Source organism: Bacillus sp. AFS023182, assembly GCF_002560575.1.
Taxonomy (GTDB): domain Bacteria; phylum Bacillota; class Bacilli; order Bacillales; family Bacillaceae_G; genus Bacillus_A; species Bacillus_A arachidis.
This window is the reverse complement of the sequence record NZ_NTRO01000022.1, coordinates 162,287-178,648: the sequence shown is the minus strand read 5'-3', so window position 1 is coordinate 178,648 and position 16,362 is coordinate 162,287. Positions and strand designations below refer to the sequence as shown.

Here is a 16,362-nt window from a genome sequence, read left to right as displayed (position 1 = left end):
ATCGACAATATATAAATGAACTAAACAAAATAAAAACATATAAATAAGAGTAGTCGACATGACTACTCTTATTTATATATGTTTAGCTTCGTTTTTGTCTCTTATTTGATGAAGATACTTTAAAAGAACCCGTTTCGTTTGTTGTAGTTCCTTGACCTTCGACTTGCGAGGAACCAAGACTTGCTCTAGAAGGATCTTTTTTTACTTTTCTGCCCATTTTATTCACCCCTTCGCGTTACTTTTTACTTAGAGGCAAGAAACTATACAGCATAACAATCAAAATATATACTGCCGATCCAATCCGTATAAAGTCACTCTTACACTTTCACTTCTATTAACGCTAATTTTACTTTCCTAAGAGATGAGTTTGCTCTTCACTAATATCCCATAGACGCTTTGCGGCATCCATATCCAATGCAACCTCAGATGGCCTTTCCACTTGCCCATTAGCATAATAATAACCACTATGATCGATAATGTCAGTTGTTTCTGCTAGCCATACTAAAGTTTCAGCCCCTTCCTCAGGTGTGCGAGAGAAAGGTTTCATTACTGCCATAGTTAAGCGAGCCGCGAGACCATTATCCTGGTTGAAATTCGTGGCTACAAGTCCTGGATCGAAGCAGGAAGCTATGACACCTGTCCCCTCTAGTCGCCGTGCCAACTCAGAGGTAAATAAGATGTTAGCTAATTTGGTTTGCCCATAACGCATCGTAGGACCCCCCATTAATTTCTTAACACCACGATAAAGTTTTTCTGCATCTAAATCATTAAAATCGATTCCTTTTTTAGCCATTTTGTGACCATGAGATGCGGTAGTGATAACGCGAGCGGGGGCACTTTCCTTTAAACGGCCAAGTAGCAAATTAGTAAGTAGGAATGGAGCTAAATGATTAACCGCCCAGGTCATCTCCAAGCCGTCCTCCGTAATTTGCCTTGTTTGAAATAAAGCACCAGCATTATTAACTAATATATCTATTCTAGGGCACTTCTCTAGAATGTCAGTAGCTACTTGATGTATTGACTTCTGAGAAGCCATATCAGCTAGAAATATATCTACCACTGCATTACCATTCGTTGAACCCTTAATTTGAGTCACAATATCATTTGCTTTCGCTTCGTTTCGTGCAATAATCCCTAGCTTTGCACCGCGTTCCGCAAGTACCTTAGCCGCCGCTAGCCCAATCCCACTTGTCGCTCCCGTGATGACTACATACTTGTCACGCACTGTCCACTCTGCACACCTATTAATTACCCCCATTTTCCCAAAACCCCTCTCCCAATTTCCATAAATGATTCATTCGTTTTACTATATATGAAATGGAAAGAGAACTATGAACAACATTTTTTATCCTAGCTCAAAATACTTGATAAGATTTCGAATCTACTTCCATCCTCTTCTAAATAAAAAAAGCGAGAGCAATTGCTCTCACTTTTTTGTTATATTAAAACTCCGAAGAACCTGGAGTTCTTGGGAATGGAATGACGTCACGAATGTTAGCCATGCCAGTGATGTACATTAGGAAGCGCTCGAAACCAAGGCCGAATCCAGCGTGTTTTGTACCGCCGTATTTTCTAAGTTCTAAGTACCACCAGTAGTCTTCTTCGTTCATGCCTAATTCTTTAATTCTGTCTGTTAAAACATCCATTCTTTCTTCACGTTGACTTCCACCGATTAATTCGCCGATGCCAGGAACGAGAAGGTCGGTAGCAGCTACTGTTTTTCCATCTTCGTTCAAGCGCATGTAGAATGCTTTAATGTCTTTCGGATAATCAGTTACGAATACAGGGCGTTTAAAGATTTCTTCTGATAAGTATCTTTCGTGCTCTGTTTGTAAGTCAATGCCCCATTCTACTGGGTATTTGAAGTCAGCACCTGATTCTTGAAGTACTTTAATTGCTTCTGTGTATGTGATGCGGCCAAAGTCAGAGTTGATTACGTTGTTCATGCGCTCAAGAACTGTTTTATCAACAAAGCTGTTGAAGAATTCCATTTCTTCTGGTGCATGCTCTAATACGTATTTCATTGCATATTTCAGCATATCTTCTGTAAGGTTCATTACATCACCTAATTCAGCGAATGCAATCTCAGGCTCAACCATCCAGAACTCAGCTGCATGACGAGTTGTGTTTGAGTTTTCAGCACGGAATGTAGGTCCGAATGTGTATACATCACGGAACGCTAATGCATAAGCTTCAGCATTCAGCTGTCCACTTACCGTTAAGTTTGTTTCTTTACCGAAGAAGTCTTTTGATTCGTCAACTTGTCCGTCTTCACCTTTAGGTACATTGTTTAAATCTTGCGTTGTTACGCGGAACATTTCGCCTGCACCTTCTGTATCACTACCCGTGATAATTGGTGTATGAACGTGTACGAATCCACGCTCTTGGAAGAATTGGTGAATCGCAAACGCTGCGATAGAACGCACGCGGAACGTTGCAGAGAATGCATTTGTTCTTGGACGTAAGTGAGCGATTGTACGTAAGTATTCAAACGTGTGACGCTTCTTTTGAAGTGGGTAATCAGAATCTGATAAGCCCTCGATATCAATTTTTTCTGCTTTAATTTCAAATGGTTGCTTTGCTCCAGGTGTTGCAATTACTTTACCCTCTACTTTAACTGAAGAGCTAAGTGGAAGTTTCGCAATTTCTTTGAAGTTATCTAATTCTGTATCGAAAACGATTTGAACGCTTTTGAAGAAGCTACCGTCGTTTAATTCGATGAAACCAAATGCTTTTGAATCACGTAAGTTACGAATCCACCCTGATACTTGTACTGTTTGACCTGCGTATTTATCTGTATCTCTATACAGACTTTTTACTAATGTGTTTTCCATAGTGAAATTCTCCTTTTCTGATATATTTGAATACAAAAAAACCTTTCATCCATAAAGGGACGAAAGGTTAAACTTCGCGGTACCACCCAATTTGTCATAAAGACCAACTTTAACTCGTATGTATTTACATACTTCCCGGTTTGTAACAGGCCGGATTCCCGTCTAAGTCTACTCTTGAATACAAGTTTCAATTTCGGTTAGCAACTCCAAGGTGTTCTTCACATATACCGCCTCATCAGGCTCTCACCGTCCCTGACTCGCTTTGGATTATAGTATATACTACTTTTCCTTATCATCGTTTTTCGTTTTGTTAAACTAAAATTAATGTACTACATTCGAGGGAAAGATGCAAGGCATCCTGTTGATAAAGTGAACCTTGCCACTCTCTCCATTCTTCGGTTATGTCTTCTTCTACTTCTACAATAAATTCATATAATTCTTCTCTTTCTAATGTCTCAATGAAAAAATCGTATTGTTCATTTAACTCATTTAAACTAACTACGACTTTTTCTACACACTCAGGCAAAAATAAACCAGATGCTTTTCAGCATCTGGTTTATTTTTGTTAACTTGATAGCTATGCCCCTTAAGGATTTTTTATGCTGCAGGTTCCGTTGGAGCTGGTTGAACAGGAGTTACTTTCCCGCCACTCATGGATTGATTCATAAATTCACCAATCATTTTTTGTAACTCATCCATTGGAACAATGTTCTTTTCAGAAGTATCGAATGTGAATTTGATTGGTTTATCGATCGATTTGATATCAGATTTAATATTCATATCAAATTTAATTGTTTCTTTTTCGTTCTCAGGATTTTTTGCTTCGACATGAATTGCTGCATCCTGTTTTTTAATTGTTTTTCCATCCATTGTATAAATTAAAGAAATAGAAGATTTATCAAGATTTGCATCTTTCAATTCTTTCTTAAAGTCTGCAATTTCTTGTTTTGTTCCAGTGAAGTTTTTCATTGTAGAAATTTCATCAAATAGCTTTTCAATCACTGTTTTTAAATCTTTACCTGTTAATTTCACAGTGTATACATCTTTTTCGTTTGTAAATTTGTCTTCAGGAAGCGCTTTGATTGCATCTAATAACGATTTTTGTACTTTCTCTTGGATTTTCGCAGATTCTTTTGTATCTACTTCTCCTAAATCTTTCATATCCATTTTGATAACTTTTCCTTCTAGAGTAGAAAAACTATCACCAGGAACGCCAGCTAATTGTAATAGTGATTTTACATTATTCGCTTTTACATATAAAGCCTCTTTCCCTTCATCCATAAACATTGGAATCGATATATCCATTTTCATTGCATCTGTTTTAACCTTTGCACCAATTGTTACTTCGTCTTTTTTTGCATCTTTATCTGTTTTTGAATCAACTGTAACTGATATGTTTTTTAACATATCCATTGCCACTTTATCTTCTCTTTTCATATCTTTCGCATTAGAATCGAATTTAAAAGAAATTGAACTGCTTGATTCCATTTGCTTTGCGTTTAAAATGCTTTCTGTTGAAGAAACAACTGTTTCTTTTGCAGATTTTCCACACGCAGATAAAGCGAAAAGACTTAAACTTGCCGCAACAACTAATCCCATTTTCCCAAACTTCATAAAACCACCCCTTCAATTCATTAACATATCTATCATAACATGGAAAATAAAAAGTTGGGATATTCAAATGAAAAAATGTAACTATTTAGCTATCCTCTTGATTTGAGAGTTTCGTATTTTCTGTACCTTTTAGGTTTACCTTCTTTTTTCCTGTTAACACTTAAATTATTAGTGATGGGGAAGTTGAAACATAGTAGAGTCTAGGATTCGAATTCGTTTGAAATCCTCTCCTATCGATGGAGTTGAACAAATATTTTGATGAAATAACCTCGCGAAAGATTCTGTTTCAACTGTTTTACTTAAAAAGACACATAAAGAAACGATATCCTGCGCTTTACATTTTCTTTTATGTCGAATCATTCCTGCCCTATGTGCAAATGATTCTAAAAATGAAAGTGAGAATGTATTCTTTAATTCCTGAATTAATAATTGTAATTCTTCCATAAAAACAGCTACCCTTTCATNNATGAAAGGGTAGCTGTTTTTGGTAAAAATTATACATAACTTTAACTTGATGGCTATGAGCCACAAGGCTGCTTTTTTACTTACGTAACTCCGCACCAAATTTCTCTTCTACCGCTGTTAATACATGGTTATGTGCTTCTGTTACTTCTTCGTCTGTTAATGTACGTTCTGGATCAAAGTAGTTCATAGAGAATGCAAGTGATTTCTTGCCTTCTTCCATTTTTTCACCTTCGTATAAGTCGAATAGTGTTACTTCTTTTAGAAGTTCTCCGCCTACTTCCGCAATTACTTGCTTCATTTCGCCAGCTTTTACTTCCTTAGCCACTACAACCGCCATATCACGTGTCATAGATGGGAAACGTGGAATTGCTGAGTAGTAAGTTTCTTCTACGTCTGCACCGAATACTTTTACAAGAGATAATTCAAATACGAATGTATCTTTCACATCTAATTGTTTTTGCGTTTCTGGGTGTAATTGACCGATGAAACCAATCACTTCTCCATCTAGTAAGATATCAGCTGTACGTCCTGGGTGCATGCCTTCACGTTTTGCAGGAGCATATGTGATGCTGCTTGCAACGCCAAGTACGTCGAATAATCCTTCTAACACACCTTTTGCAACGAAGAAGTCTACAACTTTCTTCTCACCTTGCCATGCATGATGAAGAGCAAGACCTGTCATAACACCAGCAAGATGTTGTTCTTCTTTCGGAAGCTCGCCTTCTGCTGTTGGTAAGAAAATAGAACCTACTTCATATAATGCAACACTGTCATTTTTACGAGCGTTATTATATGAAACTGCTTCTAACAATTGTGGTACTAAGCTTAAACGAAGTTGACTGCGCTCTTCACTCATTGGAAGTGCAAGATTTACAGGAGATTGTTCGTTTGGCTCAACCATATATTGTTTCGCTTTATCGGCACTTGTTAATGAATACGTAATTGCTTCATATAAACCAGCACCTTCTAAGTAACGACGTGCTTTACGACGTTTTGTTTGTGCTACTGTTAATTTACCACGTGTCATTGTACCAGTTGGTAATGTAACTGGAATATGATCATAACCGTACAGACGACCTACTTCTTCTACTAAGTCTTCTGCAATTGTAATATCAGGGCGACGTACTGGTACGTTCACATGGAATGTTCCTTCTACTTCTGTAAATGGGAACTTCAAGTTTGTAAAGATTGTACCCATTTCACTAGCAGTGATTTCTGTTCCTAATACACGGTTTACTTTTTCAGTTGTAACTGATACCGTACGTTCTTGCACTTGTAAGTTATCAACTTCTACTACACCTTCAAGCGCTTCGCCACTAGCATATTTCGCCATTAAAGCTGCTGCATGTTGAATTGCTTCAAATGTACGTGTTGGATCGATTCCTTTTTCGAAACGTGCACTTGATTCACTACGTAGACCTAAATCTTTTGATGTACGGCGCACTGTTTGACCTGCAAAGTATGCAGACTCAATTAGAACGTTTACTGTATCATTTGTAACCTCAGAATCAGCTCCACCCATTACACCAGCAACAGCTAAAGCTTTTTCACCATTTGTAATAACAAGGTGGTGGTTCTGTAATATACGCTCTTGATCATCTAATGTTTGAATCTTTTCGCTTTCTTTCGCAAGACGAACAACGATTTCTTTTGAACCTAATTTATCATAGTCAAACGCGTGTAATGGTTGACCGTATTCCATTAAAATGTAGTTTGTAATATCAACTACATTACTAATTGGACGAATGCCAGCTGCCATAAGGCGAGTTTGCATCCACATTGGTGATGGACCAATCTTTACGTTCTTAACCATTTTCGCAATGTATAATGGATTTTCTTCTTTCGCTTCTACACTTACAGAAATGTAATCAGCTGTTTTTTCAGTTGATTCTTGTAAGTTGATAGCTGGAAGTTTCACTTCACGGCCATAAATAGCAGCCACTTCATATGCAACACCTAACATATTTAAGCAATCAGCACGGTTTGGCGTTAAACCAAGTTCTAATACTTCATCATGTAAGTTTAAGATTTCAAGTGCATCTGCGCCAACTTCAGCGTCACTTGGGAAGATGAAGATACCGTCTGCATATTCTTTCGCAACTAGTTTCCCGTCAATGCCAAGTTCTTGCAATGCACAAACCATACCGTGAGAAGCTTCACCGCGTAGTTTTGCCTTTTTAATTTTGAAGTTACCAGGAAGAACAGCGCCAACTTTTGCAACTGGTACTTTTAAACCTTTTGCAATGTTAGGAGCACCGCAAATGATTTGTACTGGCTCTTCTTCACCGATGTCAATAAGACATTTGCTTAACTTATCAGCTTCTGGGTGCTTTTCACATTCTAATACGTGACCAACTACAACACCTTTTACACCTTTATTTAATACTTCAACGCCTTCTACTTCAATACCACTTTTCGTGATTTTGTCTGCTAGTTCTTGTGCTGTTACATCTTTAATATCTACATACTCTTGTAACCAACGATATGATACGAACATATTTATCCTCTCCTTCCCTTACGCTCGTTTGAATTGTTGTAAGAAACGTACATCGTTTGTATAGAAATGACGAATGTCATCAACGCCGTATTTTAACATTGCGATACGCTCTGCACCCATACCGAATGCGAATCCTTGATATTCTTTTGAATCATAGCCAGCCATTTCAAGCACGTTTGGATGAACCATACCTGCACCTAAAATTTCAATCCAGCCAGTTCCCTTACAAGTGCCGCAACCTTTACCATGACACATCATACAAGAAATATCCATCTCAACAGATGGTTCTGTGAACGGGAAGAAACTTGGACGAAGACGAATTTCACGATCTTCACCGAACATCTTTTTCACAAATACTTGCAGTGTACCTTTTAAATCACTCATACGAATATTTTTATCAATTACAAGACCTTCAATTTGCATGAACTGATGAGAATGCGTCGCATCATCATCATCGCGGCGATACACTTTACCAGGGCAAATAATTTTAATTGGACCTTTTTCTGTATTGTTTTCCATCGTTCTTGCTTGCACAGAAGATGTATGTGTACGTAGTAACGTTTCTTCTGTAATGTAGAATGTATCTTGCATATCACGAGCTGGGTGATCTTTCGGTAAGTTTAATGCTTCGAAATTGTAGTAATCTTTCTCTACTTCTGTTCCTTCTGCTACTTCATAACCCATACCGATAAATACATCTTCAATTTGTTCAACAACAGCTGTTAATGGATGATGACAACCTGTTTCTACAGGACGACCTGGTAATGTAACATCAATTGTTTCAGATGCTAATTTTGCTTCAATTACTGCTTTTTCTAAGTGGTTAATTTTGTCTTCTAAACGTGTTTGAATTGCTTCACGCACTTCATTTACTAATGCTCCCATACGTGGACGCTCTTCTGGAGATAATTTCCCCATGCCGCGTAATACTTCTGTAATTGGACCTTTTTTTCCTAAATACGCTACGCGTACATCATTTAAGCCCTTTAGCTCTTTCGCTTCTTCAATCAGCTCTAACGCTTTTTGCTTTAGCTCTTTTAAACGTGCTTCCATTTGGAACCCTCCTAATGTTAAAAATAAAAAAACCTCGCTCCCAAAAAGGGACGAGGTAAATTCGCGGTACCACCCTAAATTGACAGAACAAGTCTGCCCACTTAATTGTTATAACGGTCAGCTTTGACCGGAACGCCTTTACATATCAATGGTCCTGGCGTCAACTCCAGAGGTGAATTCACTTCCGTCTACCATAAGAATGCTTTCAGTCTACGGCACTCTCTCCCTATATGGCGATTTTGCAAGCTACTCTTCTCTATCAACGTTTTTCATTATTTTACTTTTATTATATGTTCATCATGAACATGTACTTCAATTTATTATAAGAAGTTTTTTATCGATTCGCAACCGGGCTTTGTAAATAATACGTTAAAATCCCCGCAGCAACCGCAACATTTAATGATTCTGCCCCGCCGTAAATTGGAATATACAAGTTTTGATCACATTTTGTAAGAATTTCTTGGCGTACACCATTTCCTTCGTTTCCTACAATTAATGCAAAACTTCCTGTCGGTGTCACTTCTCCATAAGGAACTCCATTTTCCAGAGCTGTTCCGTATACAGGAACATTCTTCTCTTTTAGCTTATCTATCCATTCTTCTAAGTTTCCTTTTACAATCGGTAAATGGAAAATAGAACCTTGTGTAGAACGAAGCACTTTACTATTATAGGCATCCACACAGCCTTCTCCAAGTACAACGGCATGAATACCAGCTGCATCTGCTGTACGAATAATCGTTCCTAAATTACCTGGGTCTTGCAAGCTATCTAATAATAGAAATTTCCCATCTGTAAGATCTACTTCTTTCTCATGCTTCTCACAAACCGCAAATACACCTTGTGTCGTTTCTGTCTCGCGAAGTACCTTTACAATCGCTTCAGGTACAATATACATTTCAACGTCAGTAACCGTCCAATCTTTCGGAAGGTCTGTTTGATCTGAAACAATAAGTTCTGTAATAATTCCTGCCTTTAAAGCTTCCTCCACTAAGTGGAATCCTTCTACAAAGAATAACCCTTTTTTATCGCGCTCTTTTTTCGTCTGCAGCTTTTTCCACTGCTTTACACGCGGATTTTGTACTGAATCAATGTTTTTCATTCTATGTATTCCCTCTCTTCTTGTCTTCTCATTATAGCCTATTTTTCATACATATTTACATAAAAAAGAACAAAAACTAACGTCAGTTTCAATTCAGAAGAAGAGGTGAAAAGAATGAACTTTAATCTACGCGGTGCCGTATTAGCAAACGTTGCAGGAAATACGCAAGGCGAGTTACAAGAGACAATTGTAGAAGCAATTCAAAGTGGTGAAGAAAAAATGCTTCCAGGTCTTGGGGTTTTATTTGAAGTCATTTGGCAAAATGCTGACGAAAATGGAAAACATGAGATGTTAGAAACACTTGAGCAAGGATTAAAAAAATAAGCAGTAGGAAGTCACCTTAGCATCATCTAAGGTGACTTTTATGTTCACAATAAATTCTCCTCTCCTAAACATTTCTACTTTACTAACATAACGTGATGGAGTACAATGTTCAAAATACATTTAAACCTATCGATTTTCTTTATATACATCAATAGATAAAAGGAGTGAATGTTTTATGCACCGTATTACGCTTGAACAAATTTTCAAACATCATATTACACAAAAATACGTAAACCGTTCTGGAATGGTCCATGCGATTGCCGTCGCTTACCATGCGTTTCACTTAGCCAAAAAGCACCACGCCTCAGTCGATGCGGCAACAAAGGCTGGTTTTCTTCATGACATAGGACATCATACATGGTACACAGGCGGAGAATGGGACTATGAATTGTATAAAAAGAATGATATACATGCGATTAAAGGAGCAGAAAGAGCTCATAAATTATTAATCCGATTAGGGGAACACCCGAAGCAAGCAAAGGAAATTTCTGTTGCTATTCTCCTGCATACCGATTCTTTTCTAGTAGAACAAACAATTGAAAGAACACCTCTACAAAATATTATTAAGTGGGCGGACGAAGCAGATGAAGAGCCAGGCGGAGCGCATCACTACCGGACAATTTCTTATGAAAAAGCATTGAAAGCAATTCAGCAATTAGACAAAATGGTAGATCGCGAATTACAAACTCAACAATCGACATCCTCTGCTCATATTACTGTAAATAAAAGAGGTGAACACATTTGTTAATCAAAGTGAATGAACTCACAAAAGAGGTATCACTACGTGGCGATACCTCTTTTTATTATTTTATATCTCCTTTCTCATACACCCTACACTTATTCATTCGTTTTCTCATTATCTATTTCTATCAAAATTTATATATTTCTTACTAATATTTAACTCAACACTTATATATATGTAATATTCAGAAATGACAGTTTTATATTATGTGTGTATAATCATATATATAAATAAAAGAGAGGATTCGATATATGCAATCAACAACACAGCTTACGTACAATCAGCAATACTCCATGTCATGGGGACAATTTATTGGGTCTTTTTTGTTTGCTTTCTATGGGACAAGGCTCATATCCGAACTTTTCATAGGCCTTCCAGTTCTTATTTATTCCGAAGGGGTTACTGATCAAAAACAAATCACCTTAATCACATCCATTCAAGATACCGGAAACTCATTATTACTATTAGGAATTTTATTGTTATTTATTTACAAATACGAACCGCTAAGAAACTTGATTGTTCCAGCGATTAACTTCAAAGCACTCAAAAAGGTTAGTACATATATATACTTATTTCTTTTCTTTGGACTAAGTATTGTTATTAATTCATTTATACTTATGCACCTATTTCCTGATGCAACAAAGGAACAATCCTCCGCTTTAAATTTGGAGGTGTTAAAACAGTATAAACTCTTATTACTGCTAGGAAGTGCTGTATTTATCCCCATTTTCGAAGAGCTCATCTGCCGCGGCATTATCCTTCATTTCTTTCAGCAGCGTTTCCCATTTTGGGTAGCTGCAATCGGCTCTAGTTTCCTCTTTGGAATAGGCCATACATATTCATTAGGTGTTATGGTTACTACATTCATTATGGGACTATTCATGGCTGTTTTATGTAAGAAGACGAATTCAATCATTCCAGCTATTTTGTTTCATATGATGAACAATACACTGGCACTTTTATAAAGAAACGGTATCGCTGCTCAGCGATACCTCTTTTGTTATTTTACAACAAGTTCAAACACCTCATCTTTTAACACTTTTCGACAATCTATTTTCTGCCTGTTCTTGTATTACACTGCATTTACATGAGTTAAGAAATGCCATGATAAAAAGCCCAATCTCTCAATTTAAACGCTGAGAAATTGGACGGTTTCGTTACTCTATATATGATATACGCATCAATTATAAAATAATAGAAAATAGACAACTGGTATTAAGCAATTCAATCATCATATCCCTAAAATTTATTCATTCTTAAGTATAGGAACCCAAAGCTCACTATTTGGCTCTCTATCAGGTGCTAAATAATTTTCAATGCAAGGAAAGTCTGCCAATTCGTATCCTGAAGTAGGTAACCATTCCGTGTATAGACGCTCCCAAGCAGCAGCAACATTTGGAAAAACAACCCATGTACTTTTCGGCATCACTATTTTCTCCATATCGCCAGTGAATTCCCCCTTATAACGACATCCCATAAAATAATCAAATTCTTCATCTGTAATGGCGGCTTGTTTTCCACATACACCTAAAATCCCTTCTAATTTGCATTGTGGATTTTCCCATGACATGTCTACGAGTCGTTGCAGTAATCCATTCTTATTCGCTTCTTCCCATAATGTAGGAATTATATTGGAAGCATTCTTTGTAACGACTTTTTGTTTCACTCCTACGATCTCAATCTCAAAATCTAGCACTTCAATTCTATAATCCATTTCTACATCCCCTTTAATCGTAATTTGAAAGGAAATTCTCGGAAAGGCCTTTAATTCGATCCCGTTACTACGCGCCTCTGTCGGAGTGACCCCATGAAGACTCTTAAAAGCGCGACTAAAAGCATCTGGAGAATCATACCCATACTTAAGTGCAAGATCAATGATGCGAACAACTGTGTTATTTTGCAGTTCAAATGCCGCCTGCGATAGACGTCTCCGCCTGATATATTCTGATAAAGTTAAACCTGTTATAGATGAAAACATCCTTGGAAAATGATACTCAGAGCAGCAAGCCAACTTTGCTACTTCTTTAGCATTTATTTCACTTGATAAATTTTGTTCGATATAATTCATTGCCCTATTGATTCTGTCTAACCAATCCAAATTTCATCATTCCCTTCAAATACATTGTGGATGAAGCAGAAATATATTTCCCGATTTTTTAGAGTTAAATTAAGTCGGATCATTCTATTAAAAATTTGTATGTAAAAATATATTTTTAGTTTATCATTTGACTTCAATAGATTTACAGCCATTTTTCAGTTTATTTTTTCGTTTTAGGGAACACGTAATTTCTTCAGCTAATACGTATAGGGGATTTAATTTTTCTTACATTGATGGGCATATGTCCATGCCCATGCAACGAAAAAAAGCAGAGAAAATTAATTCTCTGCTTTTCGATTTGGTTTATTTCCTGATGGTAAGAATAGTGATAACACCCAGGCAATACCCGCTAATATTGTTGCGATTAAGAAAGCGTCATTAATGCCGTTAATCGCAGACAACTTCGAAATTTGTCCAAATAATAGTTGCGAGCTCATCGCATCTCCTGCTTGTGCTGATCCAGCCACGGATGCTAAGCTCTGTCCCATTCCATGTACTTTATCAACTAAAATTGGATTTGTTTTTGTTATCATATTTCCGTAATCTGCAACGTGATTCGTTGTTTGTTGCGTCATAATTGTAATTAAGATTGCTGTACCAATTGAACCCGCTACTTGTCTTGATGTATTTTGCGTTGCTGTACCGTGAGAAATTAATTTCATCGGCAGTGCGTTCATACCCGCTGTCATAATCGGCATCATAATGAATGACATACCAATTGAACGTATAATATAATCCATCATAATAACGCTATATGGTGTATCCATCGATAACTTTGTAAATTCATATGTCGCGAATGTCGTAATCGCTAATCCAACAATCGCCAGGGGACGAATGCCGTATTTATCAAATAACTTCCCTGCAACTGGTCCCATAATCCCCATAATTAATGATCCTGGAAGAAGTAATAAACCCGATTCGATTGGCGTAAAGCCACGAATGTTTTGCAAGTAGACTGGAAGTAATAACATACCTCCGAATAGTGCCATCGTTACGATTGCATTAATTAATAATGTGAAAGTGAATGTTGGATATTTAAACACTTGTAAATCAAGCATCTTATTATCCGTTGTCATCTCTCTCCAAATAAATACCACTATACCAATGACACCGATAATAAGTGAAATAACAACTTCTGCACTGCTCCAGCTGTTATTTCCAGCTTCACTGAATCCATACAGTAAGCTACCCAGCCCGATACTTGAACTAATAACACCAAATACATCTAGCTTCGTTTTAGAAACTGGCTGAGCTAATGTAAAGAATTTTAAAGATAGGAATGTAATGATTAAACCAATGGCAAACATCGCATAGAACATTAAGTTCCAGCTATAATTTTCAATCACCCAACCTGTTACAGTTGGTCCGATAGCTGGTGCTAAAATCATTGCCACTCCAAGTAATCCCATCGCGGCTCCACGTTTATGAGGCGGGAATAGCGTCATGAAAATGTTCATACCAACTGGCATTAAAATCCCTGCACCCACTGCTTGGATTACGCGTCCGGTCATCATCATTGTGAAGTTTCCAGATGTAGCGCAAATGATAGATCCTACCGTAAAGAACAACATCGCTGCTACAAATAGCTTGCGATACGTGAACCGAGAAACTAAAAATGCACTAATTGGCACTAAAATCCCGTTCACAAGCATAAATCCTGTGATTAACCACTGAGCTGTTGAAGTTGATACATTGAACTCATTCATTAATGGAGGCAATGCAACATTAATGATCGTTTGATTTAAAATAGACACGAACATACCAAGAATTAATACCGCTACCACTGCTTTTACATTAACATCTGCTATCGGCATTTGCTGTTTCGCTCTTTCTTGCTTTGGTGCTTCTTGTTTCGATGCTTCTAATTCGACTACATTAGAAGGTTCTTGCTCTAATTGCTTTGTTTCTATCTTATTTACGGCTGGGACTTGTTCTTCTCCCACGTTCGGTTTTTTCTTTCTTAAAAGACGATTTACAAGGAAGAAGACGATGATACAAAATACTGCATATCCTACAATTAAACCTGAGGACATTTTATCTTCCCCCCTTACTTATGAATACGAACTGTCACATTCATTCCAGGAACAATATTAACTGATTTGCTATGATCTAATGAAACTTTAACTGGTACAACTTGTGTTACTTTTGTATAGTTCGCTGTTGCGTTACTTGATGGAAGCATAGAGAATGTATTTGCTGTTGTTAATCCAACTTGCTCTACTTTTCCTGTTAATGTTGTATCAGGATATGCGTCTACATACACATCCACTTCTTGACCTTTTTGCACATCATCAATATCTGTTTCCTCAATATTTGCTGTTACCCATAAATCATTCATATCGTATGCATAGGCAATTGGACTACCTGCCCCAACAAACGCATTTGTCGTTGCATTTGATTGAACAACTGTTGCATTTTTTGGAATTGTTACATCTACCGTTTGCTCACCATTTGGACCCGCTACAGAAACAGCACCTAATTTATCGTTTTCATTGTAATTCTTACCTACTTCAGCTTTCCATTCTGTTAACTTACCTGCTACTGGCGATGCAATCGGGATTACTTTGCCATCGATCTTTGCATTATCTGTTTTTAAATAGTTTTCCGCTTGGTTGTAATAGTAATAAGCGCCAATACCGCCGCCAACTAATACAATTAATGTGATGATGTTGATAATCACCATTCTTCGAAACTGATTCATTGCATTCCTCTCCTTATATCGAATATAATTTTTTCCTAAACTATTTTTACTCCTTTTGTTTATACTGTTTAATTGTTAATTATATTAACAATTAAACAAAAAAAGCACACCTTTCGCTATGCAAAACAATCCTTTGTTTGCATGCTTGCGGTGCTGTTTTCTAAAGGAATATCGTTTATAATTATAAATAATTATTTTGAATCTACAACCGACAATTTGAGCATATATGTTGGTTATCCAACATTTCACTATCTATTTGTTGTTTAAGTGGTTAAAATTCAGCAAGGAGAAATAAAATGTCTATTAAAAATACAAACGATCCACGTGTGAAACGAACGAGACAATTAATACAGGATGCTTTTGTCGCTTTAGTAGGCGAAAAAGGATTTGAAAATGTAACAGTTCAGCATATTGCTGAACGTGCTCCTGTCAATCGCGCTACCTTTTATAGCCATTATCATGACAAATATGACTTATTAGATAAAAGTATCGAGGAAATGTTAGTAAAGCTTACCGAAATAATTAGGCCCAAAAGGCATAATAAGGAAGATTTTCAGCTTATATTTAACTCCCCTCATCCAACTTTTCTAGCCCTATTTGAGCACATCGCTGAAAATGCTACCTTTTATAACGTCATGCTTGGTGAAAAAGCAGCAGGAAACTTTTTTTATAAAATGATGAAAACAATTCAAACACATTTAACGTTAAGCTTATCCATTTCACAGCCAAATGATGAAGAACTCATGATCCCACGCGATATTCTGATTAGTTATGTAACAGGAGCTCATCTTGGAATGATTATATCATGGCTAAAAAAAGGTATGATTTACTCGCCGCACTTTATGGCAATGCAACTAACAAGGTTAATTATTTTAGGAGCCCACGCTGCCGCTGGATTAGAAAAACCTTTTGAAATATAAAAAAGCGAAGAGATG

General features: G+C 37.0%; 15 protein-coding genes, 1 pseudogene and 2 other annotated features. Of the genes and pseudogenes, 4 read left to right on the top strand and 12 right to left on the bottom strand.

From position 1 onward, the window contains the following. Positions 1–82: 82 nt before the first annotated feature. The 9 genes and pseudogenes from CN288_RS11965 to CN288_RS11925 all read right to left on the bottom strand — a co-directional run bounded on the left by CN288_RS11965 (position 83) and on the right by CN288_RS11925 (position 9,562). Positions 83–217, bottom strand: a complete 135-nt coding sequence (locus tag CN288_RS11965; protein WP_081811107.1) for a YuzL family protein — start codon at positions 215–217, stop codon at positions 83–85. A gap of 129 nt (positions 218–346) precedes the next feature. After that, on the bottom strand, positions 347–1,258 hold the full coding sequence (locus tag CN288_RS11960) for an SDR family oxidoreductase (RefSeq protein WP_098302313.1): 912 nt from the start codon (positions 1,256–1,258) through the stop codon (positions 347–349). 184 nt (positions 1,259–1,442) lie between these two features. Continuing rightward, positions 1,443–2,834 carry an asparagine--tRNA ligase gene (asnS, locus tag CN288_RS11955; RefSeq protein WP_090687810.1) on the bottom strand — a complete coding sequence of 464 codons (1,392 nt, stop codon included), beginning with the start codon at positions 2,832–2,834 and terminating at the stop codon, positions 1,443–1,445. Positions 2,835–2,886: 52 nt separating this feature from the next. Further along, positions 2,887–3,139: a binding site (T-box leader), on the bottom strand. Between the two features lie 5 nt (positions 3,140–3,144). Next, positions 3,145–3,360 (bottom strand): hypothetical protein, encoded by a 216-nt coding sequence (locus CN288_RS11950; protein ID WP_098302312.1) that lies wholly within the window; start codon positions 3,358–3,360, stop codon positions 3,145–3,147. Positions 3,361–3,431: 71 nt separating this feature from the next. Continuing rightward, positions 3,432–4,448 carry a hypothetical protein gene (locus tag CN288_RS11945; RefSeq protein WP_026593605.1) on the bottom strand — a complete coding sequence of 339 codons (1,017 nt, stop codon included), beginning with the start codon at positions 4,446–4,448 and terminating at the stop codon, positions 3,432–3,434. A gap of 171 nt (positions 4,449–4,619) precedes the next feature. After that, positions 4,620–4,892, bottom strand: a pseudogene (locus CN288_RS11940) (IS4 family transposase); the annotation flags it as partial. A 97-nt stretch (positions 4,893–4,989) separates the two neighbouring features. Further along, entirely contained in the window at positions 4,990–7,410 is a 2,421-nt protein-coding gene (gene pheT / locus CN288_RS11935) for a phenylalanine--tRNA ligase subunit beta (RefSeq protein WP_098302311.1), read from the bottom strand. A gap of 18 nt (positions 7,411–7,428) precedes the next feature. Then, positions 7,429–8,463 carry a phenylalanine--tRNA ligase subunit alpha gene (pheS, locus tag CN288_RS11930; protein ID WP_090687813.1) on the bottom strand — a complete coding sequence of 345 codons (1,035 nt, stop codon included), beginning with the start codon at positions 8,461–8,463 and terminating at the stop codon, positions 7,429–7,431. A 43-nt stretch (positions 8,464–8,506) separates the two neighbouring features. Further along, positions 8,507–8,735, bottom strand: a binding site (T-box leader). 62 nt (positions 8,736–8,797) lie between these two features. Further along, positions 8,798–9,562, bottom strand: coding sequence for a TrmH family RNA methyltransferase (locus CN288_RS11925; RefSeq protein ID WP_026593608.1), 765 nt, complete (start codon positions 9,560–9,562; stop codon positions 8,798–8,800). Between the two features lie 114 nt (positions 9,563–9,676). Between CN288_RS11925 and sspI the strand changes: the two genes are divergently transcribed. From sspI to CN288_RS11910, 3 genes are all read left to right on the top strand, one after another. After that, a complete protein-coding gene (gene sspI, locus CN288_RS11920; RefSeq protein ID WP_017153966.1) occupies positions 9,677–9,886 on the top strand; it encodes a small acid-soluble spore protein SspI in 210 nt (69 codons plus the stop codon). A 175-nt stretch (positions 9,887–10,061) separates the two neighbouring features. Beyond that, positions 10,062–10,634, top strand: a complete 573-nt coding sequence (locus tag CN288_RS11915; RefSeq protein ID WP_026593609.1) for an HD domain-containing protein — start codon at positions 10,062–10,064, stop codon at positions 10,632–10,634. Positions 10,635–10,879: 245 nt separating this feature from the next. Further along, positions 10,880–11,593: a CPBP family intramembrane glutamic endopeptidase gene (locus tag CN288_RS11910; protein WP_098302310.1), complete on the top strand. Its 714-nt coding sequence runs from the start codon at positions 10,880–10,882 to the stop codon at positions 11,591–11,593. A gap of 281 nt (positions 11,594–11,874) precedes the next feature. Here the strand turns inward: CN288_RS11910 and CN288_RS11905 are convergent, their stop codons facing one another. The 3 genes from CN288_RS11905 to CN288_RS11895 form a co-directional block, all read right to left on the bottom strand. Beyond that, a complete protein-coding gene (locus CN288_RS11905) occupies positions 11,875–12,726 on the bottom strand; it encodes an AraC family transcriptional regulator (protein ID WP_026593611.1) in 852 nt (283 codons plus the stop codon). Between the two features lie 278 nt (positions 12,727–13,004). Further along, positions 13,005–14,759: a DHA2 family efflux MFS transporter permease subunit gene (locus CN288_RS11900; protein ID WP_026593612.1), complete on the bottom strand. Its 1,755-nt coding sequence runs from the start codon at positions 14,757–14,759 to the stop codon at positions 13,005–13,007. A gap of 14 nt (positions 14,760–14,773) precedes the next feature. After that, positions 14,774–15,427, bottom strand: a complete 654-nt coding sequence (locus CN288_RS11895; protein WP_026593613.1) for an HlyD family secretion protein — start codon at positions 15,425–15,427, stop codon at positions 14,774–14,776. A gap of 296 nt (positions 15,428–15,723) precedes the next feature. On the opposite strand from CN288_RS11895, the gene CN288_RS11890 reads away from it, so the two are divergent. After that, positions 15,724–16,347, top strand: coding sequence for a TetR/AcrR family transcriptional regulator (locus tag CN288_RS11890; RefSeq protein WP_026593614.1), 624 nt, complete (start codon positions 15,724–15,726; stop codon positions 16,345–16,347). The last annotated feature ends 15 nt before the right edge of the window (positions 16,348–16,362 follow it).